At 64.0% G+C, this 23,701-nt stretch carries 21 protein-coding genes; 6 read left to right on the top strand and 15 right to left on the bottom strand.

Going from position 1 to position 23,701, the window contains the following annotated elements:
• Window positions 1-87 precede the first annotated feature (87 nt).
• The 4 genes from JQ632_RS04235 to thiD form a co-directional block, all read right to left on the bottom strand.
• Complete coding sequence (locus JQ632_RS04235; RefSeq protein ID WP_212401014.1) at window positions 88-1,071, bottom strand: threonine/serine dehydratase; 984 nt, start codon at window positions 1,069-1,071, stop codon at window positions 88-90.
• A gap of 62 nt (window positions 1,072-1,133) precedes the next feature.
• On the bottom strand, window positions 1,134-2,171 hold the full coding sequence (locus tag JQ632_RS04230) for a glycosyltransferase family 1 protein (RefSeq protein WP_212401013.1): 1,038 nt from the start codon (window positions 2,169-2,171) through the stop codon (window positions 1,134-1,136).
• Window positions 2,172-2,984, bottom strand: coding sequence for a UDP-2,3-diacylglucosamine diphosphatase (locus tag JQ632_RS04225; protein ID WP_212401012.1), 813 nt, complete (start codon window positions 2,982-2,984; stop codon window positions 2,172-2,174).
• Window positions 2,985-3,154: 170 nt separating this feature from the next.
• Complete coding sequence (thiD, locus tag JQ632_RS04220; protein ID WP_212401011.1) at window positions 3,155-3,955, bottom strand: bifunctional hydroxymethylpyrimidine kinase/phosphomethylpyrimidine kinase; 801 nt, start codon at window positions 3,953-3,955, stop codon at window positions 3,155-3,157.
• Window positions 3,956-4,219: 264 nt separating this feature from the next.
• Between thiD and JQ632_RS04215 the strand changes: the two genes are divergently transcribed.
• On the top strand, window positions 4,220-6,199 hold the full coding sequence (locus tag JQ632_RS04215; RefSeq protein WP_212401010.1) for a PAS domain-containing sensor histidine kinase: 1,980 nt from the start codon (window positions 4,220-4,222) through the stop codon (window positions 6,197-6,199).
• Here JQ632_RS04215 and JQ632_RS04210 read toward each other — a convergent pair.
• Together JQ632_RS04210 and JQ632_RS04205 are read right to left on the bottom strand one after the other, a co-directional pair.
• Window positions 6,183-6,935: a slipin family protein gene (locus JQ632_RS04210; protein ID WP_212401009.1), complete on the bottom strand. Its 753-nt coding sequence runs from the start codon at window positions 6,933-6,935 to the stop codon at window positions 6,183-6,185. The genes JQ632_RS04215 and JQ632_RS04210 overlap by 17 nt on opposite strands.
• Window positions 6,932-8,326, bottom strand: a complete 1,395-nt coding sequence (locus tag JQ632_RS04205) for a nodulation protein NfeD (RefSeq protein WP_212401008.1) — start codon at window positions 8,324-8,326, stop codon at window positions 6,932-6,934. Before JQ632_RS04205 ends, JQ632_RS04210 begins: the two co-directional genes overlap by 4 nt.
• A gap of 180 nt (window positions 8,327-8,506) precedes the next feature.
• Between JQ632_RS04205 and JQ632_RS04200 the strand changes: the two genes are divergently transcribed.
• Complete coding sequence (locus tag JQ632_RS04200) at window positions 8,507-8,752, top strand: Lrp/AsnC ligand binding domain-containing protein (protein ID WP_212401007.1); 246 nt, start codon at window positions 8,507-8,509, stop codon at window positions 8,750-8,752.
• A 29-nt stretch (window positions 8,753-8,781) separates the two neighbouring features.
• On the opposite strand, the gene JQ632_RS04195 is transcribed toward JQ632_RS04200, so the two are convergent.
• Complete coding sequence (locus JQ632_RS04195) at window positions 8,782-9,705, bottom strand: cytochrome c (RefSeq protein WP_212401006.1); 924 nt, start codon at window positions 9,703-9,705, stop codon at window positions 8,782-8,784.
• A 154-nt stretch (window positions 9,706-9,859) separates the two neighbouring features.
• On the opposite strand from JQ632_RS04195, the gene JQ632_RS04190 reads away from it, so the two are divergent.
• The 4 genes from JQ632_RS04190 (at window position 9,860) to JQ632_RS04175 (ending at window position 12,744) form a co-directional block, all read left to right on the top strand.
• The gene (locus JQ632_RS04190; RefSeq protein ID WP_212401005.1) at window positions 9,860-10,282 is read left to right on the top strand and encodes a CHRD domain-containing protein; all 423 of its coding nucleotides are present in this window, start codon (window positions 9,860-9,862) and stop codon (window positions 10,280-10,282) included.
• A 217-nt stretch (window positions 10,283-10,499) separates the two neighbouring features.
• The gene (locus JQ632_RS04185) at window positions 10,500-10,826 is read left to right on the top strand and encodes a VF_A0006 family four-cysteine protein (RefSeq protein ID WP_312015561.1); all 327 of its coding nucleotides are present in this window, start codon (window positions 10,500-10,502) and stop codon (window positions 10,824-10,826) included.
• Window positions 10,827-10,883: 57 nt separating this feature from the next.
• A complete protein-coding gene (locus tag JQ632_RS04180) occupies window positions 10,884-11,363 on the top strand; it encodes a Crp/Fnr family transcriptional regulator (protein WP_212401004.1) in 480 nt (159 codons plus the stop codon).
• 625 nt (window positions 11,364-11,988) lie between these two features.
• A complete protein-coding gene (locus JQ632_RS04175) occupies window positions 11,989-12,744 on the top strand; it encodes a hypothetical protein (protein ID WP_212401003.1) in 756 nt (251 codons plus the stop codon).
• A 179-nt stretch (window positions 12,745-12,923) separates the two neighbouring features.
• Here JQ632_RS04175 and JQ632_RS04170 read toward each other — a convergent pair whose 3' ends face one another.
• The 8 genes from JQ632_RS04170 to JQ632_RS04135 all read right to left on the bottom strand — a co-directional run bounded on the left by JQ632_RS04170 (window position 12,924) and on the right by JQ632_RS04135 (window position 23,700).
• A complete protein-coding gene (locus JQ632_RS04170; RefSeq protein ID WP_212401002.1) occupies window positions 12,924-13,373 on the bottom strand; it encodes a cytochrome c in 450 nt (149 codons plus the stop codon).
• Window positions 13,374-13,599: 226 nt separating this feature from the next.
• Entirely contained in the window at window positions 13,600-15,909 is a 2,310-nt protein-coding gene (locus JQ632_RS04165) for a xanthine dehydrogenase family protein molybdopterin-binding subunit (RefSeq protein WP_212401001.1), read from the bottom strand.
• Window positions 15,910-16,150: 241 nt separating this feature from the next.
• Window positions 16,151-16,540, bottom strand: a complete 390-nt coding sequence (locus tag JQ632_RS04160) for a DUF1127 domain-containing protein (protein WP_212401000.1) — start codon at window positions 16,538-16,540, stop codon at window positions 16,151-16,153.
• Window positions 16,541-16,825: 285 nt separating this feature from the next.
• Window positions 16,826-18,040, bottom strand: coding sequence for a hypothetical protein (locus tag JQ632_RS04155; protein WP_212400999.1), 1,215 nt, complete (start codon window positions 18,038-18,040; stop codon window positions 16,826-16,828).
• Window positions 18,041-18,178: 138 nt separating this feature from the next.
• On the bottom strand, window positions 18,179-19,708 hold the full coding sequence (gene murJ, locus JQ632_RS04150; protein WP_212400998.1) for a murein biosynthesis integral membrane protein MurJ: 1,530 nt from the start codon (window positions 19,706-19,708) through the stop codon (window positions 18,179-18,181).
• Window positions 19,709-19,896: 188 nt separating this feature from the next.
• Window positions 19,897-21,048, bottom strand: a complete 1,152-nt coding sequence (locus JQ632_RS04145; RefSeq protein WP_212400997.1) for a DegT/DnrJ/EryC1/StrS aminotransferase family protein — start codon at window positions 21,046-21,048, stop codon at window positions 19,897-19,899.
• Window positions 21,049-21,087: 39 nt separating this feature from the next.
• Window positions 21,088-22,104 (bottom strand): Gfo/Idh/MocA family protein, encoded by a 1,017-nt coding sequence (locus JQ632_RS04140; RefSeq protein WP_212400996.1) that lies wholly within the window; start codon window positions 22,102-22,104, stop codon window positions 21,088-21,090.
• Between the two features lie 183 nt (window positions 22,105-22,287).
• Window positions 22,288-23,700, bottom strand: coding sequence for a mannose-1-phosphate guanylyltransferase/mannose-6-phosphate isomerase (locus JQ632_RS04135; protein ID WP_212400995.1), 1,413 nt, complete (start codon window positions 23,698-23,700; stop codon window positions 22,288-22,290).
• Between the last annotated feature and the right edge of the window lies 1 nt (window position 23,701).

Raw genomic sequence — 23,701 nt, 5'->3', positions numbered from 1 at the left:
CAACGCAGAGGAAGGAACCGTGAACGATTGTTACCAATCCATCCGGTCCGTTTTGTTACCAATCAATCCGCTGGACAGGGCCAGCTTCTAGGCCACGAGCTCCGCAAACAAATCGGCATCGACATTGCCGCCGGAGAGCACGATGACGACGTTCTTGCCGGCGACGTCGAGACGGCCGGCGAGCAGCGCGGCTAGGCCGACGGCGCCGCCGGGCTCGACCACCAGCTTCAGCTCGCGATAGGCAAACGCCACGGCGGCGCCGACCTCCTTGTCGGACGCCGTCACGCCGCGCGACAAGAGCTTGCTGTTGATGGCAAACGTCATCTCGCCCGGGATCAGCGCCATCAGTGCATCGCAGATGGTGCGGCCGGCCGGCGCGTGCGGCTCGCGATGGCCAACGGCGAGCGAAAGGGTGTGATCATCGAAGGCTTCGGGCTCGGCCACGACAAGCTGGGCCAGCGGATAGCGCGCCTTCACCGCGGTCGCGACACCCGCGATCAGGCCGCCGCCGGAAGCCGGCGCCACCACGATGTCGGGTGCAATGCCGCGCGCGGCCATGTCCTCCGCGATCTCGCGCCCTGCGGTGCCCTGCCCGGCGATCACGAATGGATCGTCATAAGGCCTGACCAGCGTTGCACCGCGCTTCTCGGCGATGCCGCGCGAGATCGCCTCGCGGTCATCGCGGTCGCGATCGTAGAGCACGACCTCCGCGCCATAGGACTTTGTGCGCTCGCGCTTGGTGAGCGGCGCATCCGACGGCATCACGATGGTCGCCTGCATGTCGAGCAGCTTTGCCGCCGCAGCCACGCCTTGCGCGTGGTTGCCGGAGGAGAACGCGACCACACCGCCCGCGCGCTTGTCCTGCGGGATCGAGGCCACCTTGTTGAAGGCGCCGCGGAATTTGAAGGAGCCGGTCCGCTGCAACATCTCCGGCTTCAAGAACACTTTTGCGCCGACGCGCTCGTCGAGCACGGGGAATGACAACAGCGGCGTGCGGATGGCGAAGGGCGCGATCACGCGCGCTGCGGCATCGATGTCGGCGGGGCCGACCGGGAGAGCAGGTTCCGTCATGCGCAATTAGTATCGCGGCCGGTGACGGCTGGAAAGACACCCCCGCGTGACGGCCCTGGATATCAGGCCACGAATCGCGGCTGTTCCGCCGCACGGGGCAGCACCGCTCCGGCAGCAGAAATGCTGTTGACGAAGGCGCGCGCCGACGCCTCCCAGGTGTGGTTGGCGGCGAATTCAACGCAGGCCTGCCGGGAAATGTCGAGCGCGGCGAGACAGGCGCCGCGCAGATCCTCGTCCAGCACACCCACCGGCGCCTCGCCGAGCACGTCCCGGGGCCCTTTCACCGGGAAGGCCGCGACCGGCAGACCGCTCGCCAATGCTTCGAGCAGCACCAGGCCAAAAGTGTCGGTTCGGCTCGGGAACACGAACACGTCGGCGGCTGCATAGATTTCAGCCAGCGCTTCGCCATGCCGCTCGCCGAGGAAAATGGCATCGGGATAGGCCTGCTCGAGCGAGGCCCGCGCCGGGCCGTCGCCGACGATCAGTTTGGTGCCGGGCAGATCGAGGCCGAGGAAGGCGTCCAGGTTCTTCTCCACCGCGACGCGGCCGACGCAGAGGAACACGGGCGCCGGCAGGCAGAGGTCGATGGCGCGAGGATGGAACAGGTTTGTGTCGACGCCGCGCGGCCACAGCACCACGTTGCCAAATCCCCGCTCGCCGAGTTCGCGCGCCAGCGCTGGCGTCGCCGCCATCACGGCGCGGCTCACCCCATGGAAGCGGCGCAGCGCCCGCCAGATCAAGGACTCCGGAACCGGCACCCTTGCCCGGACATATTCGGGAAAGCGCGTGTGAAAGCTCGTCGTGAACGGCAGCCCGCGTTGCAGGCAGTAGCGGCGCACCATCAACCCGATCGGCCCTTCGGTCGCGATATGAATGCTGTCCGGGCGGGCCTCTTCGATCAGCCGCGCGATCCGCGCCGGTCGCGGCATCGCCAGGCGCACGTCGCGATAGCTCGGCATCGCAAAGGTGCGGAACGATTGCGGCGTCAGGAACGAGAACTCGACGTCGAGCGATGTCGCCGCGTCAGCCAGCTTGGTCAGCGTCCGAACCACCCCGTTGACCTGGGGATGCCATGCGTCGGTCGCGACCAGGATCCGCATTCACGCCGCCCGCGCTGGCACCGCTACGACGGGCGCCGTCTTCTGCAACTGATCGGCCCAGGTGATGATCTCGAAATGGCCGTCGTCGTGCTCGACCAGCGCCGTGCAGCTCTCCACCCAGTCACCGCAATTCATGTAGCGGATGTCGCCCTCGTCGCGGATCACGGCGTAGTGGATGTGGCCGCAGATCACGCCGCCGGCCTCGTGACGCCGCGCTTCGGCGGCGAGCGCCTGCTCGAACGCGCCGATATAATTGACGGCGTTCTTCACCTTCAGCTTCGCCCATTGCGACAGCGACCAATAGGGCACGCCGAACAACCGCCGGAAGAAGTTGACGAAGCGGTTCATCTGGATCGCGAAGTCGTAAGCCTTGTCGCCGAGATGGGCGAGCCAGCGCGCGTTCTGCACCACGAGGTCGAAAATGTCGCCGTGGATCACGAGATATCGCCGGCCGTCCGCACCGGTGTGGACGATGTTCTCGACCACGTCGATGCCGCCGAAATGCGTGCCGTAATAGTTGCGCAGGAATTCGTCGTGATTGCCGGGGATGTAGATGATCTTGGCGCCCTTGCGCGCTTTCCGCAAAAGCTTCTGCACCAGATCGTTGTGCGACTGCGGCCAGCACCAGCCCGATTTCAGCGCCCAGCCATCGACGATGTCGCCGACGAGATAGATGGTGTCGGCATCGTGGTAGCGCAGGAAGTCGAGGAGGAGATCGGCTTGCGACCCGCGGGCTCCGAGATGAACGTCGGAGATGAACAAGGTCCGAAAGCGCCGTTCGGGACTCTCGTCACTCATATCGTAACTTCCCATACATCAGCCTGTAACAATGTCCCGTGACAGGGGGATGACGATTTTCGAACCCGCGAGGCGCTTACCAATACGAATCATGCTTCGCCCCGCGCAGTCAGCGGATACCAGCCGCGTGCGACAATCTGGCGACATCGGGTGAGGCGATGGCCGCGCGAATGCGGCCGCCGCGCTCAGTAGAATTTATGGAAATGATGGACCGGGCCGTGGCCGTGGCCGACGGCAAAGCGGTCGGCCTCGGCAATCGCTGCGCTGATCCAGCTCTTGGCGTTGCGCACGGCCTGCTCGAGGTCCTCGCCCTTGGCAAGGCCTGCTGCGACCGCCGATGACAGCGAGCAACCGGTGCCGTGGGTGTTCCTGGTGTCAATGCGTGGCGCCGACAGCGCGATCGTGCCGTCAGCACTGACGAGATAGTCGATGCTCTCAGCGCCCTGCCCGTGGCCGCCCTTGATCAGCACCGCGCGGCAGCCGAAGCCGAGCAGGCGCCGCCCCTGGCCCTCGATCTCGGCCTCACTGGTTGCAATCGGCGTGTCGAGCAGCGCCGCCGCCTCCGGCAGGTTCGGCGTGATCACCGAGGAGAGCGGAATGAGTTTTGTGCGCAAAGCCTCGACCGCCTCAGCGGCGAGCAGCCGGTCGCCGGAGGTCGCGACCATCACGGGATCGAGCACGATGTGCCGCGGCGACCAGCGCTTTAGGCCCGCGGCGATCGCGTCGATGCTGTCGGGCTGCGCCACCATGCCGATCTTGACCGCGCCGACCGCGAGATCGGCGAACACGGCATCGATCTGCGCGGTGACGAATGCGGCCGGCACCGCGTGAATGCCGGTGACGCCGCGCGTGTTCTGCGCGGTCAGCGCCGTGATCGCGGAAGCCCCGTAGACGCCGAGCGCGGCAAACGTCTTGAGGTCGGCCTGGATGCCCGCGCCGCCGCTTGAATCGGAGCCCGCGATGGTGAGTGCTATCGGTGTCGTCATCGCCGGATACTCGCTTGGGATGAACGGGGGTGATCGCCCGTCCTAGCGCGAGTACCGGTGGGCGGCAAGCGCGAGCCGCGAATCACCTGCGTACGGCCGCTTGGCGCAGGTTTGTCGTCCCCCAACCGTGCGCACGGCGCAAAAAATTGGGTTGGCACTTGGCCCACGCATCGATGAATGAGACGTTGAACGCATGCGGAACCGCTGCCCGCGGGACCGCGGGGCTGGCCGCTTCGCCGGCCTGCACGCCTGTGAGGATCAATCATGTGGGCCTTCCTCCAACGTCTGCTCGATTCCTCGATGCTCTCCCCACACGGGATCTGCCTGTTGTGGGAGCCTGAGCTGATCTGGCTTCATGTGGTGTCGGACGCACTGATCGCCGCAGCCTATTTCTCGATCCCCTTCGCGCTGGCGATCCTGGTCACCAAGCGGCGCGATCTCAAATTCGGTTGGGTCTATTGGGCGTTTGCGATCTTCATCATGGCCTGCGGGCTGACCCACATCCTGTCGATCTATACGCTGTGGGTGCCGGTCTATGGCATCGAGGGGCTGGTCAAGGCGCTGACGGCGGCGGCCTCCATCTTCACGGCCGGCGCGCTCTGGCCGCTGCTGCCGAAGATCCTGACGATCCCCTCCCCGTTCGAGCTCCGCCAGGTCCAGGCCGCGCTCGCCGAGGAGGAGACCAAGAACCGCGACACGTCCATGCTGCTGCGGCAGGTCAGCGAAGCGCAGCGCGCGCTGCGCGAGAGCGTGACGCGGCTCAGCGCCGTGGTCGAGACCGCCGTCGACGGCGTCATGCTGCTCGATGCGCACGATCGCATCCTGCTGTTCAACCCGGCCTGCGAGCGCCTGTTCGGCTATCGCGCCGACGAAGTCCTCAACCAAAACGTCAAGCTCCTGATGCCCGCCGACCAGGGCGCTGCGCATGAACATTACATCCGCGATGGCGGCGAGGGCCGCGGCGTTCGCAAGGACGGATCGACATTCCCGGTGGATCTGTCCGTGGGCGGCGCGCTCCAGGACGGCGAACCGATCTTCGTCGGCATCGTTCACGACCTGACCGCGCGCAAGTTAACCGAGCAGCAGCTTCAGCAGGCGCAGAAGATGGAGGCCGTCGGCCAGCTCTCCGGAGGCATCGCCCACGACTTCAACAATCTGCTCACCGTCATCGTCGGCAATGCCGAGCACCTGAGCGAGCAGCTCAAGGCCCGGCCCGACCTGGGGCGGTTCGCCGAGGATATCTGCCAGTCCGGCGAGCGCGGCGCGGAGCTGACCCAGCGACTGCTTGCGTTCAGCCGCCGGCAGTTTCTGCAGCCGCAAGCGATCGATTGCCGGCAGTTGCTCGATTCCATGCACAAGCTGTTCAAGCGCACCTTGCGCGAGAACATCGAGATCAAGACCGTCTTCGGTCCCGGCACCATCCTGGCCTATGCGGACCGGGCCCAGCTCGAATCCGCGGTGCTCAACCTCGCCCTCAATGCGCAGGACGCGATGCCGGGCGGCGGTCATCTGACGCTCAGCGCGGAGATCTCGTCGATCGACGACCACTACCGCACCCTGCATCCGGAGGTCGTCTCCGGCAGCTACGCCCTGATCTCCGTCACCGACGACGGCGAAGGCATGACCGCCGAGGTCATCGAGCATGCCTTCGAGCCGTTCTTCACGACCAAGGAGGTCGGCAAGGGCTCTGGCCTCGGCCTGAGCATGGTCTATGGCTTTGCCAAACAATCCAACGGCCACGTCTCCATCTACAGCGAGCGCGGATTGGGGACGACGGTGCGGATCTATCTGCCGAATGCAGCCGCCGAGCATTCGCTTGGCACCGTCCCCGACAGCGAGCACGCGGTGCCCCGGGGCCATGAGACGGTCCTGATCGCGGAGGACGATCCGTTCGTTCGCTGCTCCGTCATCCTCCGGGTCGAAGCGCTCGGCTATCGCGTGATCGCCGCCGTCAACGGCAGCGAGGCCCTGCACCTGCTGCGCACCAATGCGGACATCGACCTGCTGTTCACCGATATCATCATGCCCGGAGGCATGAGCGGCTGGGATCTCGGCGACCAGGCCCGCCAGATCCGCCCGGGCCTGCCCGTGGTGTTCTCCTCCGGCTACCCTCTGGAGACCCTGGTCGATCAGGGACGCGCGCACGCGCAATCGATCGTTCTGACCAAGCCTTATCGGACGGCCGAGCTGGCAAAGCGGCTCAGGGAGGCTTTGGCGGCATCCGTGGCTAGCTCCGCGGGCTAAGATGGTCGAGCAGATTCATCGGGAGCGGAAAGACCACGGTCGAGGACCGCTCGCCCGCGATGTCATGCAGCGCGGCGAAGTAGCGCAACTGCATCGCCTGCGGCTCCTGCGCGAGGATCCTTCCGGCCTCGACCAGCTTTTCGGCGGCCTGCTGCTCGCCCACCGCGTTGATCACCTTGGCGCGCCGCAGCCGTTCCGCCTCGGCCTGCTTCGCGATCGCGCGCACCATGGTTTCGTTGAGGTCGACGTCCTTGATCTCGATCGAGGTGACCTTGATGCCCCAGACGTCGGTCTGCTTGTCGAGGATCTCCTGGATGTCGGCGTTCAACCTGTCTCGTTCTGCGAGCATCTCGTCGAGTTCATGCTTGCCAAGCACCGAGCGCAACGTGGTTTGCGCGAGCTGGCTCGTCGCGGCCATGTAGTCGCCGACCTTGATGATGGCGCGCTCGGCATCGACGATACGAAAATAGAGAACGGCGTTGACCTTGACCGAGACGTTGTCGCGCGAGATCACGTCCTGAGGCGGGACGACCTGCACCATCACCCTGAGATCGACCTTCACGAGTTGCTGCACGACGGGGATCAGGAGGATCAGGCCCGGGCCCTTCACTGCGGTGAAGCGGCCGAGCGTGAAGACGACGCCGCGCTCATATTCCCGCAGGATGCGAATCGCCTGGGTCAGAAATATGATGACGAGCAGCACAATCGCTGCATAGGTCAAATAATCAAGCGTCATGAAGTACCTCCGTCGGTCCGTGCGGGTGCACGCCGCACCACTAGCGTCAGATCGATGATGTTGGCGACTTCGACCTCCTCGCCCGGCTCGAACGCTTCGGCGCCGCGCGCTTGCCAGCGCTCCCCATGCGCGAAGACGTGACCTTCATTCTCGGACCAATCGAGGACCTCGGCAGACAGGCCTCGCATGGCTTGCGCGCCGACCCTGACGGGACCGCCGCGAGCGCGCAGAAGCGCGCCGAACACGACGAGAACAAAGCCGACGAGTGTCGCCGCGACGATGGCAACGACCGACCATGACAGCCGGTAGCCGGGTGCTTCGACCCTGAACAGCATAAGCGCACCCAGCACAAAGGCGACGAGCCCTCCGAGGCCGATCACGACGGTCGGGTTGAAAGCCTCGATGGCGAGAAGCACGATCCCAACCAGCATCAGGGCAAGGCCGGCATAGTTGATCGGCAGCAAGTTGAGGGCGTAGAGACCCAGCAGGAGGCAGATCGTGCCGACGACTCCCGGGGCGACCGCGCCGGGGGACATGAATTCGAAGATCAACCCGTAAACGCCAACCATCAGGAGAATGAACGCGACGTTGGGATCGGTGATCACGGCGAGGAATCGCGAGACCCATCCGGGATCGAGCGTCTCGACCACGGCATCCTTTGTCGCCAGTCGTTGCGTCTTGCCACCCGCAACTTCCACCACACGGCCGTCGAGCTGCCCGAGCAGGTCCGCCTGGTCGCGTGCGATGAGGTCGATGACACCTGCCTGCAACGCGCCATTGGCCGAGAGGGTGGCGGCCTCGCGGACCGCTTTTTCGGCCCAGTCCGCATTGCGGCCACGCAGTTCGGCGAGGCTGCGGATGAAGGCGACGGCATCGTTCGTCGCCTTTGCCGTCATCGCGTCCTTCGGCTCGGGCTGGCTGTCGCCATCCTTCTTGTCCTTGCGCTCCTTGTCAGGGGTACCGCTCGGCAGACCCGGGATCGGACCGCCAATCTGTACCGGCGTCGCGGCACCGATATTGGTGCCCGGCGCCATGACCGAAATGTGGGTCGCGTAGAGAATATAGGTGCCGGCGCTCGCCGCGTGCGCTCCAGAGGGAGCGACGTAACCGATGACAGGAACGGGCGAAGCGAGCACATCTGCAATGATCTCGCGCATGCTGGTGTTGAGACCGCCCGGCGTATTCAGACGCAGTATGACCATGTCGGCGCGTCGTTCGCCTGCCCTGGCCAGAGCCTCCTTCACGTAGCTGGCCGACGCTGGTCCGATCGCTCCATCGATCGCAACGTTCAGTGCAAGAGGGCCCCTCTCCTCCGCTAGGCTGGGAAGGAGGGAGACAACCAGAGCGACGACTGCCATCGCCACAACGAGCGCCGCCTTTACCGTCTGCACAGCCAGAACTCCCTGCCAGAAATATGGGGTTCCGCTCCGGGGGCCTCAATGCCCCCGCAAACCGGGATTGGGGATGTCGAGATTATGTGCGGGGCTGTTGTGCAGTGCGATGACTTCGCTTGCTAAAGCGCGCCGATTTTGGCCTATTAGCCGCCAAATCAAGTCTTCGGAGCAACCGCGATGGTCCCTTTCTTCGTCCAGATCAAATGCAAGCTCGGCCAGTCCTACACGGTCGCCAACGCGCTCGCCGAAGCCGAGATCGCCTCGGAGATCTACTCCACGGCCGGCAACTACGATTTGCTGGTGAAGTTCTACGTCGACAAGGACACCGACATCGGCCACTTCATCAACGAGAAGGTGCAGGTGCTGCCAGGCATCCAGGACACCCTCACCATCATCACCTTCAAGGCGTTCGGGGGTAGCTAAAGCGCGATTCAACCTAAAGCCATCGCGCTTTAGCCACCCGTCTGCTTCCGCGGCGGCGGCTTCGGCCCTTCGACCGGCGGCAGCGATTTCAGGTAAGCCGCCATCGCGGCGCGATCCTCATCTGTGAGCTGCGCGAGGTTCTTGATCACCGGCCGCATTGCGCCGGAGGCGCTGTCGCCCTCGGGCATGTCGCCGGTCTCGAGGAAATCGGCGATGTCCTTCTCGCTCCATCCCCCGATCCCCTTTTGCGTGATGTTGGGCACCCAGCCTTCGCCTTCCGGGTTGGGGCCGCCGGCAAAACGCTGCGCCGTGATGAGGCCGCCGAGGAGGTTGCGCGGGCTGTGGCATTCCGCGCAGTGCCCAAAGCCGTTCACGAGATAGGCGCCGCGATTCCATTGCGCGGATCGCGCGGCATCCGCCACGAACGGCCTGTCGTCCATGAACAGCAATTTCCAGATGCCGACAGTGCGGCGGATGTTGAACGGAAACGGCAGGTCGTGATCGCGCACCCTGCCCGAGACGGCCGGCAGGGTCTTCAGATAGGCGAACAGATCGCGCAAATCATCGATCTTGGCGCGATGATAGGACGTGTAGGGAAACGCCGGAAAATAATGCGCACCTTGCGGCGAGACGCCGTTCATCACCGCATTGACGAAATCGGCCTCGCTCCAGCCTCCAATTCCATCGGCGGTATCGGGGGAAATGTTCGGGGCGTAGAAGGTGCCGAACGGAGATTTGATCGGCAGGCCGCCGCCGAGCCGCAAACGATCGCCCTGGTTCGGCACGGCATGACATGACGCGCAGCCGCCGGCGTGAAAGACCTCCTGTCCGTTGACGAGATCGGGCTCGCGGGACGCCGCCGGAAGCGCGAACGCTGCGGGTGCGGTGAGCCACCAATAGAGACCAAACGCCGCGGCGGCGGCAAGCAGAGCGGCAAGGAGCGTTCGTCGCATTCACACGGCCTTCATCAAGGATCTGCGAACATAGGGGTCATGCCGCGATCGCTCCAGCCACGAAAAATTCAGATGGTTCGGCTGTAATACGGGAATAAATTCGGGGCCGCACTGTTTGGAGATTGCCACCATTGACGTCAACAGGGAGAGAACCATGAAAAAGGCCATTTTTGCCACGCTTGCCTTTGGTGCGGCTGTTGCGTTCGCCAGCCAGGCCGGCGCGGCCGACAAGCTGAAGGCGACGCTGGACGGCAAATCCGAGGTGCCCGCGATCACCACCGGCGGCACCGGATCGGCCGAGCTGACGTTTGACCCCGCCAGCAAGAAGCTGACATGGACCGTGACCTATTCCGGCCTGTCGGGCCCGGCGACCGCGGCCCATTTCCACGGGCCCGCCGAGGCCGGCAAGAACGCCGGCGTTGCGGTTGCGATCCCGAATGCCGCGGCGAGCCCGGTCAAGGGCGAAGCGACGCTCACCGACGCGCAGGCCTCCGACCTCATGGCTGGCAAATACTACATCAACATCCACACCGCGGCGAACCCCGGCGGCGAGATCCGCGGACAAGTGATGAAGTAAGCGTTGAAGTAAGGACGAGACGCTCTTGAAGGACAGAGGCCGGACGCTTGAAGAAGCGTCCGGCCTTTTTCGTATGCCTGACGAGGTTTCTTCGTGCGAGACATCTCCGCCAGGGCGACGTTGGGGAGAGATCGTGCATCAGCAGTCTGGATTGCTTCGCTGCGTTAGAGCTGGTACGTCCCGGTCAGGCCTTTTCACGCCGCCACCTGGAGGGTTCGTGCGCCAATCTCGCGTGCCGTTCGCTATGCTGATGGTGGCTGGGGTCGCCGGAACGCTCGTGTCTTCCGCAGGATCCGCCATCGCGCAATCCGCCCAGGAGAGGCAAGCGCAATGCGAGCTGTCGTTCGTCCGCGATACGCGATCTGCGTTGGCCGTCCAGTACATTCGTTCGGCCTGCAACTGGCTCGCGCTCAACGGGGACTCGCTTCTGAACGAAAGAAGCAGGGGCTACTATATTTGCTTGGTGCAGCAGCTGTCGGGCGCCCAGGCCAATGAAGCCGCCACGGCCATCATCTCCGCATGCCGGACGTCGAATCCGCTCTAACGGCGATTGCTGCGCACGCTCGCTTGCCGCCGCCGGGAGCGAGAGTATATTGGCCCGATGGCTGTCAGCTCACCCGATCTGAAAGCATTTTTGCTCGCCACACCTTTCTTTGGCGGCCTCTCGGACGCAAGCCTCGATCTCCTTGTCTCAATGCTGGTCGAACGCAGCTTTGATGCCGGCGCCAACGTCGTCGCGGAAGGCGATCCGGGGCGCTCGATGTTCATCGTTCACTCCGGCGAGCTCGTGGTGACCAAGCGCGGAGATTCGGGGCGCGCGATTCGCATTTCGACTCTCGCACAAGGCGACTTCTTCGGCGAGATGACGCTGATCGAGATGCAGAACCGGTCGGCGACGGTCGTCGCGCAGAGCCCGACCGTGCTCTATGAGCTCACGGCCCGGGAACTCTACGCCTGCTACAAGGCCGACATCCAGGCCTATGTGATGGTGCTTCAGAACATCAACCGCGAGCTTTGCCGGCGGCTGCGCCGCGCCGACAATCGCATCACGGAGCTGCTGGTGCTTCGCGCGGGTCAATAGGGCGCAACGGCTGCTCAGGCCTTCAATCGATCACTCGCGTATGCACTTTGTGCCAGGAACGGGGACCACAAACGGAGCTACCTGAGTACAGATCAGAATGGCTACGAGTCCTGCTGGGCTAGGAGAAGAGCTGGCGTCGGACCCTGTTACCACTTTTTCCCGACGCTCTGGCTCTGCGGTTTCAGTGATGCTAGGGTACAAACATGTCGGATCCTTCTGGGGATCCGGCATAAACGGACGGCGGGCTTACGGACTGCCGCCCGTTTATCTCTAGATTGAAATACTCAAGCCTTTGGTGCTCCGCCTTCGGACAAATTCCAAAGTACGTTGGGCATGGTTGCTTTGATACACGCCCCTACGTTCTTCCCAATGACTCGGAGGCGGGTCTTTTCTAGTCACCACGCCGAAAGCTCTACGGCGTCGTGTCGACATGGCATGCTATTCAATTGCACGGACGAAGAGAATCCCGAACCTCTCATAGACGGCCGGCAAATGCAGGCGACGTACCGGCACAAGAAACGTTCGTGCGGATGTGAACGAGTTCATATTCGGCGAGGCCGCGCGGCCGTAGCATCACCGAAGCAAGTTGCGTTCTCAATTTAGCCTTTCAGGAGGTTAGATTGCCATGTGGTCAAGCGCGCTTTGCAAATTCGCCATGTCGCGTTGTTCGACGGGATGGCGCCGTGGCGGTACCTTCGCGATTGCGACGCTCTGTACCGCTTGCGTACTTTTGTTCGTGAGCGAAGCCAGAGCTCAATGCTCGGCGCGAGATGCGCTGCAGTACCACCTGCGGTCCGAGAAACCTCGCTCAACGAATGCGCCGCAAACTCCAATCAGATCCGCCGCCGACGCGCCGGTCTGGAAGACAATCAAATTGGGGAATTTCCCGGATGTGTTTGCCCTCTTCAACGCATTGGATGCAGCGGATTGTGGTGTCGGAGGTTCGGCCGAGGAAATTCTCGCACGACCGGCCTTTACCCTCAGCACGACGAAAAGGAGCGTGGATCTTTTTGCGGTATCGGCGGCTGCACTCGGCTTTCAGACCGAGACTGTACCGCTGGCGGACATCTATGACCGCGCTCAACAGCTCGGCTTTCAACTGGCGGCAGCAGAGGTCGCTCCGCAACTGAGGCTTCAATATTTTGACCAGCCGATCGGTGAATTTCTCATCATAGGAATGGCGCCGATCAAGACCTGGAGGGGCGAGCCTGTCATTCTAACAGTCGCCAATGGAGGAGCCGGACTCATCCTCATTGGCCAGGATGGCCGTGGAGACGCGCAGATATGGGTGGCGTCCCGCTTCCTGTTCATGCGATCGAGGGAGGGCGTGCCTGCCGACTGGCCCAAGGCTGCGGACCTTGAAACGTCAAAGCCGCCGTGAGGCGGCTTCTCAATTCAATCCGAGTGATCCCGGTGGCGGGTCACGCTTCGCAGCTGAAGCGCGATGGTTTTAGGTCGAATAATCATCGCGCTTCAGCCCTTTGTTTGAGCATGATCTCCGCGCAAACGCGTTCCGCATTTGTCGCGAGGGAAAACCGCTGCGCACTTTTCCGGATCCAGCTACTTCAGCTTGAGCCGATACGTCTCGTGGCAGTCGTTGCAGCGGTCGTTGATGGTCGTGTAGGCGGCCTTCAGGCTCCTGACGTCCTTGATCTTGCCCTTGACGTCGGCGAGCGCTTTCTGCACCGGCGGGATCTTGGAGTCGAAGTCGGCCTTGTTCTGCCAGACTTTTGGCGACGAGCCGTAAGACGCGTTGACCACATCCTGCTTCGGATTAACCTCGAAAGTCTTCGCGATCTTGCCGACGTCAGCCTCCAGGCTGGCCAGCGCCTCGTCGACGGCCTTCTGGTTGTAGGGAATCTCGCCCTTGGTCATCTTCTGGATGACCGAGTAGAGGCTCTTGGCCTGCGAGCGCATCAGGTTATCCTGCTGAACGGCAATCTCCTGCTGCGCCATCACGGCGCCCGCACCCAAGAGCAGGGTGCCCATGACAACAATCATCCGCTTCATTGAATAGTTTCTCCCGCTCGCAGGCGTTTACGGTGCAGCCGCGCGCCCGCGTCACGAGCATCGGCGGCCATCCCTGAATAGAACCCCGCGGCGGGAGTTTATTCCCGCTCGAGGAGATCAAGGTTGAGAGCGTTTTCAAGCGAAGCGGATACCGCTTCGCGTCAAGAAAACGCGTCAAAACAAGAATCTAGGGGCCCCGTTCCGATTTTATCGGAACGGAAAAGGCTCAGAGGCTGTGACGGCGATGATGCTCGTGGAGGGCGATCCACACCCGCTCCGGCGTCGCCGGCATGTCGATGTGGTCGATCTTGTACTCGCGCCAGAGGCCATCGACGATGGCGTTGACCACGGCAGGACAGGAGCCGATCGCGCCGGCCTCACCCGCCCCCTTCACGCCAAGCGGATTGGTCTTGCAGGGGACGTTGTGGGTCTCGAAGATGAAGGCGGGACCATCAGCCGCACGCGGCAGCGCGTAGTCCATGTAGGTCGCGGTGATGAGCTGCCCGTCACTGGGGCCGTACACCACCTGCTCCATCAGCGCCTGCCCGATGCCCTGCATGGCGCCGCCATGCACCTGGCCCGCGAGCAGCAGCGGATTGAGCGTCTTGCCGAAATCGTCGACGATCACGTAGTTGACGATCTTGATGATGCCGGTGGCCGGATCGATCTCGACTTCCGCCAGATGCGTGCCGTTGGGATAGGTGCCGTCGGCGCTGGCAAAGGTCGCGCTGCCGTTCATCTTCGATGGATCGGCCCCGGGACGCTTGGCGAGATCGGCAAAGGAGATCGAGCGGTCGGTTCCGGCGATGCGGATTGCGCCGGCCGAAATCTCGAGGTCGCCGGCGCTGGCCTCCAGCGCCTGCGCTGCGACCTCTTTCAGCTTCTTGCCCAGCTCGCCCGTTGCACGCTCCACGCAGACGCCGCCGGTCGGGATCGAGGCCGAGCCGCCGGTGCCTAAGCCCGTCGCGATCTCGTCGGTGTCGCCCTGGTGGATGTGCACGCGCTCCGGCGGCAGGCCGAACTGCTCGGCAACGATCTGGGCATAAGCCGTATGGTGGCCCTGCCCGCTCGATTGCGTGCCGATCAGGACGGTGACGTCGCCGTTGGGATCGAGCCGCACATTGGCGGTCTCTTCGCCCATCACGCCGCAGATCTCGACATAGCTCGCAAGGCCGATGCCGCGGACCAGGCCCTGCTTCTTGGCGCCCTTGGCGCGCTTCGGAAACTCCTTCCAATTGGCAATTTCCATTGCGCGCTTCAAATGCGCGGCGAAGTCGCCGGAGTCGTACACCTTGCCGGTGGCCGTCTTGTAAGGCAGTGCCTTCGGCGCAATGAAATTCTTGCGGCGGATGGCGTCGGGCGTCATGTCGAGTTTTCGCGCGCAGGCATCGACCAGACGTTCGATGACGTAGGCAGCCTCCGGCCGGCCCGCGCCGCGATAGGCGTCGACAGGCACGCTGTGGGTGAACACCGTACGCACCCGGCAGTGGAAGGCCTGGATGTCGTAGAGCCCCGGCAGCATGCCGGCGCCGCCATGGGGAATGTAGGGCCCGAAGGTCGAGAGATACGCGCCCATGTCGCCCATGAGGTCGCAATCCATCGCCAGGAATTTTCCGTCCTCCGCGAGCGCCATCTTCGCCGTGGTGACGTTGTCGCGGCCCTGCGCGTCGCCCATGAAGTGCTCGGAGCGGTCCGCCGCCCACTTCACCGCCTTCTTCAGCTTGCGCGCCGCGACCGCCATCAGGGCGTATTCCCGATAGGGAAACAGCTTTGTGCCAAAACCGCCGCCGACGTCGGGGCAGATCACCCGCATCTTGTCGGTGGGGATGTTGAGCACGTTCTGGCAGAGGATGTCGCGCAGGCGATGGCTGCCCTGGCTGCCGACGGTGAGCGTGAGATGATCGCGCTTGGCGTCGTATTCGCAGACGGCCGCGCGGGTCTCCATGAAGCTCGCGACCACGCGTGGATTGACGATGTTGATCTCGGCCACCGCATGCGCCTTGGCGAAAGCGGCTTCCGTCGCCTTCTTGTCGCCGATCGAGACGTCGAACAGCAGATTGCCGGGCTTGTCGGGCCAGACCTGCGGCGCGCCCTTCTTCACGGCGTTGACGACGCCGGTCACGGCCGGCAGCGGCGTCCATTTGACCTCGATCGCTTCGATGGCGTCGCGGGCCTGGTCGATGGTCTCGGCCACCACGAAGGCGATGGAATCACCGACATGGCGCACCTCGTCCTTGGCCAGGATCGGGTATGGCGGTCCGGTGAACGGGTCGGTCTCGAGGTTGAACAGGCACGGCAGATTGCCGAGATCCCCGACTTCGGCGGCGGTCAGGACCAGCGCCACGCCAGGCAGTGAGCGGGCGCGGCTCACATCGATCGTGTATTTGGCATGGGCATGCGGCGAGCGCAGCATCAGGGCGCGAAGTGCGGCCTGCGGCGCATAGTCGTCGGTATAGCGGCCCTTGCCGCGGATCAGCGCATCGTCCTCCTTGCGAAGCACGCTTTGGCCGACGCCGAACTTGATGGGAGCAGCCATCTTGTCTCCATTTCCCATTGGTTGTTTTGCCGCCATATTGCAGCGGATCGGCTGGCAGCGCAAACGGCTTTAGCCATGAACATTGGCCGCAGGCCGGGAAAGAGGCCCCTCGCCCGTCATAGCGGGATTGCGTGGAAAGGCCTCAGCTCGCTCGCTTCCCTGTGGAGATCGATGACCCTGCGGACCTCCTCGACGCGCTCGGTCGCGGCGGCCAATTGGCCCGCATAGGCCATGCGATCACTTACATCACACCACGGCTCCACAGATAGGCCGTGCTATCTCTAAGCCTATCGATAGCTCGTTGAGGTGTGATGTAGTCGATCTCGCCGCGCGTCAAGCCGATATCCATCAGCTCCCTGTCACTCAGGTCCTGCAAGGCGGTTCGCAGGCTCTGGCGCCGACGCCGCTCCTGAAACGCAAGCCAATATCGCTTGAGCAGGCTCAAGACGCTCCACGTCGATGCGGCCGTCGGTCGAGCAGCCTCCTTTTCCGCTGCAATGGACGCATTGAGGTGCGCCGCAGCCAAAGCCGCGTCCATTGCGTCGTTCGGCAATGCGATGGAGAGGTCGAGGCGGAGCGCTGCGGCATCGCGCTCGGTCTCGGATGCGACGTTCGTCTGTTGGGGTGGCATCGGATGCTCCTGCTGTTGTGCCGGCAGGGAGCGTGGCCAAATAAAAGGCCCCGTCCGATGCCGACGGGGCCTGGTGAAAAGATGTCGTCGTCGAATTCCTAGCGCGCGACTCCTTCCACGGCCCAGCCGAAGCGGGTCATGTGCGTGAAGCTGACGGTGCGCACCGATTTGTTCATGCGCCGCCACTACCACGACGATCGCGCAAAATCAAGAGATGTGCAGACGTCCCTTGCATCCTGGGGGCGAGCACCTCGCCCCGGCGCATTGGCGTGCCGCGCCAGCCCCTCACAATGCCAGCGCGACTTCGGCCAACGCCAACGATCGGGCCTGCGCGACTTCGATCGATCGAGCCAAATCGATAGCCTCGCGGATTTTCCCGCTCTTCGCTTCGGCTTTAACTATCGCGTAGAGCAAAACCGACCGCCACTGTGCGTTGTCCTCGGCCCGCGCCAGCTTGGCCGCACCGGCAAAATTTCCTATCTCAGCTTCCGCGTTGACCAGGATGCCGATCGCCGCTCGCGGCCTCGGTGGGCTGACCGGATTAATCGTGCTAAGCGCTTCCGTAAGCGTCGCCGACGCGGCTGACGCCAGTCCCGCGCCCGCTTGCGCCTGAGCGATATTGCCCAGTACCTGTGTGCGGCGCACGTCATCTTGAATCAACCGTGCCGCGCTGCAAGCCTGGTCGAAATTCCTGTTTGCCTCGTCTGTCAGCCCGGCCTTGAATTGCCCTCTGGCGAGTTCGGCGCGGGCGCCGGCACTAGATTCGTCCCGCGCGATCGCTGATACCAACCGCTGAGCCTCGGAGATTTCCCCTGCACTGGCGAGCGACTTAACGACGGCTGCGATTGCGTCGGCGCGAATCTGCTCATGAACGATGGATTGCGCAATTGCGGCGGCCTCGATCATCCGCCCAATTTTGAGGTGAGCATCAACGACGGCACGCATCACCATTGATGAAGCGCGCGCATCGCCAATCGATGTCGCGGTCTTCGTCGCAGCTTCAATGTAGCCCACGCGGGCCTGCTGCCGGCCAATCGCCTCAAGCTCGACCGCGCCGCGCCCGCTTGTCATCGAATATGCTGTTGCGAGCAAAAAGGTAGCTGCAGCGTCGCTGGCAAACCCGGCTTCCGCTTGAGCGAATGCAATCCCGGATGCGAGTGATCCTCGCACTTGATTGAGCGCCGGCGATTGGACGATCGTCAATGCACGTTGGAAGCTGACGAGCGCGTCTTGCTTCTGCCCGGCCTTGGCCTGCGCCAGTCCAATCATCGCACGCGCAGTCGCATCATCCGCGCCTTGCAACCCGCGAATAGCTTCGTCGATGAGACAGATCTTTGTCGGAGCTTTGCTGCACTCGTTCCAGGCAGAATCATCCCCCGCAGGGTTCTGAGCCGACACAGAGATGGAGCCGACGAGACAACAAATGCTAATGAATATGCCAACCCAAGGTCGTTTCGGTCTCATCGGTGTGCCGCCAGAAAACCGGTGCTGTTGCGCCACAGCACCTCCCATGAAGATGCAATCTGGGGTAGATGCGCATGGGTGTCAAACGGAAGCTCGAGACAGAGCCTGTCTTGGCAAAAAGTTTCTCGATTCCACAGGTACGTGGACTCCGAGGATTGCTTGGGGATTACACACCTAGCCGCGCAGCAGCGACACAAGCCAGCGGCGGCCAAACAACGCGAGGATCGCGAGCGCATACATGATCGTCCCTCCGACGGCGAGCACGAGCAGTGTCAGTTCGTCCCGGAAGGGCTGGGTGGGAGCGAAAGTGGTCGCGCAGAAGCGCGCAATCAGCCAGAAGGCCGCCGCGAGGATGATGCCGGTCACGAGGAATTTGGCGAGCGACGAGAGCCAGGCGCGGTCCAGCACGAGAAAACCTCGCCGCACCGCGAAAAAGAGCACCAACAGCAGATTGGTCCAGACGCCGACGGCTGTTGCCAGCGCCAGGCCGATCTGGGCCAGCGAACCCATCAAGGCAACCTTGAGCGCGACGTTGACCGCGATGCCGGTCAGCGAGGCCCGAACCGGCGTCGCGGTATCCTTGCGCGCATAGAAGGTCGCGACCGCGCTGCGGATCAGCACGAAGGGAACCAAACCGATGGCATAGGCCGCGAGCGTCGCGCCGGCGGCAGCGGCATCGGCCTTCGAGAACGCCCCGCGGGCAAACAGCGCGCGCATGATCGCGTCGGGGACGGTGATGAAGGCCGCAACGAAGGGGATCGAAAACAGCAGCGTGAAATCGAAGGCGCGGCGCTGGGCCTTCATCGCGCCGTCATGGTCGCTGGCCGTGATCCGCCGCGACATCTCCGGCAGCAATACCGTGCCGATGGCGATGCCGATGACGCCGATCGGCAGCTGATTGAGGCGGTCGGCATAATAGAGCGCCGACAGCGCGCCTGCGGGCAGGAAGGTCGCGATGATGGTGTCGGCGAACAGCGCGACCTGCGTGCCCATCGAGCCCAGCGTCGCGGGGCCTAACGCTCTAAAGAAGCTGCGGACGTCTTCGTCGAGCTTGAGCGGCGCAAAGCGCGGCAGGCCGCCGTGGCGCGCGAGATCGCCCGCGAGCAGGAAATATTGCAGGAAGCCCGAAATCAGGACGCCCCAGGCGGCGGCATGCCCCGCACTGGGAAACCAGGCGGCGAGCGCCAGCGTCATCATCATCGAGATGTTGAGGAAGATCGACGCGGCCGCCGCACTTGCAAAGCGCTGCATCACGTTGAGCATGCCGCCATAGAGCGTCACCAGCGTGATCAGCAGCAGGTAGGGAAAGGTGATTCGCGTCAGCTCGATCGCGAGCTTGCGCTGCTCGGCATCCTCGCTGAAGCCGGGCGCCAGGATGGTCATCGCCTGCGGCATGAACAGCCAGGCCACGATCAGCAGCACGAGTTGCGAGGCGAGCAGCAGGGTGAAGATGCGGTCGGCGAACAGTTTTGCGGCCGCCTCCCCCTTCTCGCCATGGACATGGGCGTAGGCAGGGACCCAGGCGGCGTTGAACGCGCCCTCGGCAAAAATCGAGCGGAAATGGTTGGGCAGGCGCAGCGCCACGAAGAAGGCGTCCGCGACCGGCCCCGCGCCCAGGATCGCCGCGAGCATGATGTCGCGGGCAAATCCCGTCAGCCGCGAAAGCAGCGTGTATCCGCCGACCGTGAAGATGCGTCCGAGCATCCGTCCCTTCTAGAGCATGAGACGATTAGGTCTAGGTGCAAACCGCGAAGGAGGTGCGCTCCCTCTCCCGCTTGCGGGGGAGGGTTGGGGTGGGGGTGCTTCCGCAATGAGGGCTCCCCGTGTGGAGAAAGCCCTCACCCGGCGCCTTCGGCGCGACCTCTCCCGCAAGCGGGAGAGGTGAACCGAAATCAGGTTGAAATCGCGCCGCGCACAGCGGCGATGATCCGCTCCTGGGCCGCCTCGTCGAGATAGGCATGCATCGGCAGGCTGATGACGTCCTGCGACAGGCTCTCGCAGCCCGGCAGCCCGCCCTCGGCGACCGGATACTGCTTATAGGCGGTCTGCTGATGCATCGACTTGCCGTAATAGATCGCGGTCGGCACGCCCTGGGCCTTCAGCGCGGCGGCAAAGCCGTCGCGATCGGTGCCCTCTGGCAGTCGGATCGTGTACTGCGCCCAGACCGAGGTGCAGCCGGGCGCGAGACGCGGCACGGTGACGACGTTGGACAGGCCGCGGGCATAGCGCTCGGCGACCTTGTTGCGGGCGGCGATCTCGTCGTCAAATATCTTGAGCTTCTCGATCAGGATCGCGGCCTGCATGGTGTCGAGCCGGCCGGTCAGGCCGAGGCGGACGTTGTCGTATTTGTCGACGCCCTGCCCGTGCACGCGGATGCTGCGCAGCGTGGCGGCAAGTTCGTCGTCATCGGTGAAGATCGCGCCGCCGTCGCCGAAGCAGCCGAGCGGCTTGGCCGGGAAGAAGCTGGTCGTGGTGGCATGGGCCAGGCTGCCGAGCTTGCGGCCCTTGTAGCTCGCGCCAAAGCCCTGGGCTGCGTCATCGATCACGAACAGGCCTTCGGCCTTGGCGACCTCGGCAATGGCGTCGTGATCGGCGGGCTGCCCGAACAGATCGACCGGAATGACCGCGACGGGCCTGAGGCCGGCCTTCCGCGCGGTCGCGACGCCGCGCTTCAGGGACTCGGCGCTCATGTTGAAGGTCGATTCGTCGACGTCGACATAGACCGGCGTGGCGCCGGTCCGCGCCGCCGGCGAAGCGGTTGCGATGAAGGTGAACGACGGACAGAGCACGGCATCGCCGGGGCCGACATTCTTCGCCATCAGCACCATCAGCAGCGCATCCGTCCCGCTGGCGCAGCCGATCACGTGCTTGGAGCCGCAATAGGCTGCGAGCTGCTTCTCGAACTCGGCGACCTCGGGGCCGTTGACGAACTGGCAATGGTTGAGAACGCGGGCAACGGCTGCATCGAGCGAGGCGCCGAGCCGGCGGCGCTGCGCGGCGATGTCGATGAACGGAATGGGATCGGAACGCAGATGCTGGTTCATGGCGCCTTGCGAAATTTGAGTACTCGACATGGATCGGGATCAGCCGGCGACGCGGCGCGGTCCCTTGCGGGCCACGGAGGCCGCAGCCGGCCGGCTCGGCGTTTCCAGGCAGCGCGTGGCGATTTCAAGGCTGGCGACGCCCTCGTCGCCGGTCACTGCCGGCGTCTCGCCGTGACGCACGGCGTTGAGGAACGAGATCAGCTCGGCGCGCAGCGGCTCGTCATGACCGACCGGCAGATGCCGCATCGAATAGGCGCCGTCAGGCTTGAAGCCAAAACATTCGGTGACCTGGCGCGTCAACAGGTCGCCCATGACATACTTGCCGCGGGTCGCGACCGTGACGCTGCGCGCCTTGAACGGCGTCAGCCAGTTGGTGTTGATGTGGGCGAGCACGCCGTTGGCGGTGCGGAACTGCAAGAGCGCGATGTCCTCGCGCTCTGCAACCGCGCTCGAGAGCTGCGGCTGCACCTCGACGATATCGGACTCGGTGAACCAGCGGATCAGATCGATGTCGTGCACCGCGAGGTCGATGACCACGCCGACATTCGACATGCGCGGCGGGAACGGACCGACACGGGTGATCGCGATCGAGAGGATGTCCTCGCCCGCGATCGCCTGCTTGACGGCCGCGACCGCCGGGTTGAAGCGCTCGACATGGCCGACCATCAGCGTGACGCCGGCGGCCTGCGCCGCCGCCACGATCTCGCGTCCCTCCTCGACCGTGGAAGCGATCGGCTTCTCGACGAGGACGTGAATGTTGTTGGCGATGCAGGCGAGCGCGATCTCGTGATGCAGATGGGTCGGAGCCGCCACGGTGACCGCATCGACGCCTTCGGCAAAGAGCTGATCGAGGTTTTCGAAGCTCACGCAATTGGCGAGTTCGGTTGCCCGCGTCCGGTGCGCCGGAGACGGATCGACGACGCCGACCAGGCTGACGCCCGGCAAACCGCTAAGCACGCGCGCATGGTTGCTGCCCATGACGCCCGCGCCGATGACGCCGACGCGCAGGCCGGACTTCAAGCCCGCATTGGCCGGTGCAGACGCTTTGGAACTCATGTGTTCGAACCCCGATTCAACGCAAATCCCCGGCCACCCTCCTAGCACGTCGCCACAAATGTGGCGAATGCCGAGATACCTACCCGGACACGATTTGATTCAAAAAGTTACACGTTCACCGGGCCTTAGCGCCGACTTTTACCGCCGTGGCCGGCCCGGATCGCGTGATTCGGAGCTCGCTGGTTACGACCTTTGATAGTCGTCTTCAATCCGGATGATATCGTCTTCCCCGAGATAGCTGCCGGTCTGGACCTCGATCAGTTCCAGCATGATTTTACCGGGGTTCTCCATCCGGTGGACCGCGCCCATCGGGATGTAGATCGACTCATTCTCGTGCACCGTCTTCACGGTCTCGTTGACGGTGACGCGGGCCGCCCCGCGGACCACGATCCAGTGCTCTGCGCGATGGTGATGCTTCTGCAGCGACAGCCGCCCGCCCGGCTTCACCACGATGCGCTTGACCTGGTGGCGCTCGCCATTGTCGACCGACTGATAGCTGCCCCAGGGGCGATGCACCTTCAGATGCTCCTCGGTCACCTTGGGCGCGACCGCCTTGAGCTTGGTCACGAGACGCTTCAGGCCATTGGCGTCCTTCTGGCGCGACACCAGAACCGCGTCGGCGGTTGCCACCACGACGAGATCGTCGACGCCTTCGAGCGCGACCAGCGCATGATCGGTCGTGACGTTGCAGTTGCGGGAATCCTCGAACACGGCGGTGCCGTGCGCGGCATTGCCCTGCGCGTCCTTGTCGGACAATTCCCACACTGCGTGCCAGGAGCCGACATCGGACCAGCCGCAGGACACCGGCACCACCGCGGCGCGCGCGGTCTTCTCCATCACGGCATAGTCGATCGAGATCGCCTTCGCCGCACCGAACGCCGTCGGGTCCAGCGTCACGAAGCCGAGGTCGCGGCCCGCATGGGCAACCGCGTCAGACACGGCCTGCACGCTCGCCGCATCGACATTGCGATATTCGTCGAGCAGCACCGCGGCCGGGAACATGAAGTTGCCGCTGTTCCAGAGATAGCCGGAGTTGACATAGTCGGATGCCTTCACGGCGTCCGGCTTCTCGACGAACTTTGCGACCGCTTGCACCTCGCCCGAAATCGCATCGCCCGGATTGATGTAGCCGTACTCAGTCGCAGGCCGCTCCGGCTTGACGCCGAAGGTGACGATCCGCCCGGCTTGCGCCGCGACCAGTCCCTGGCGGCAGGCGGCGACGAAGGCGGCGGCATCCTTCACCACGTGGTCGGCGGCGAGCGCCAGCACGACCGCTTCCTTGTCGCGGGTTTGCGCGAAGGCCGCACCCGCGGCAATCGCCGGACCGGAATCCCGGCGCATCGGCTCGAGCAGAATGTCGGCCTCGATGCCAATCTCGGCCAGTTGCTCCAGCACCATGAAGCGATAGGCCGCATTGGTGATGACAACAGGACGATCGAACAGCGCAGCGTCCGAGACGCGCAGCAGCGTGTCCTGGAACGTCGAGCGCGTGCCGAACAGCGGCAGGAACTGTTTTGGCCGCACCTCGCGCGAGGCCGGCCACAGACGCGTGCCGGCACCGCCGCACATGATGAGGGGAATGATACGTTTATCCATC

The sequence above is a fragment of the Bradyrhizobium liaoningense genome (assembly GCF_018130955.1).
Lineage (GTDB): Bacteria > Pseudomonadota > Alphaproteobacteria > Rhizobiales > Xanthobacteraceae > Bradyrhizobium > Bradyrhizobium liaoningense_C.
Note: the sequence above shows the minus strand (reverse complement) of the source record. Positions and strands in the feature narration are given on the sequence as shown.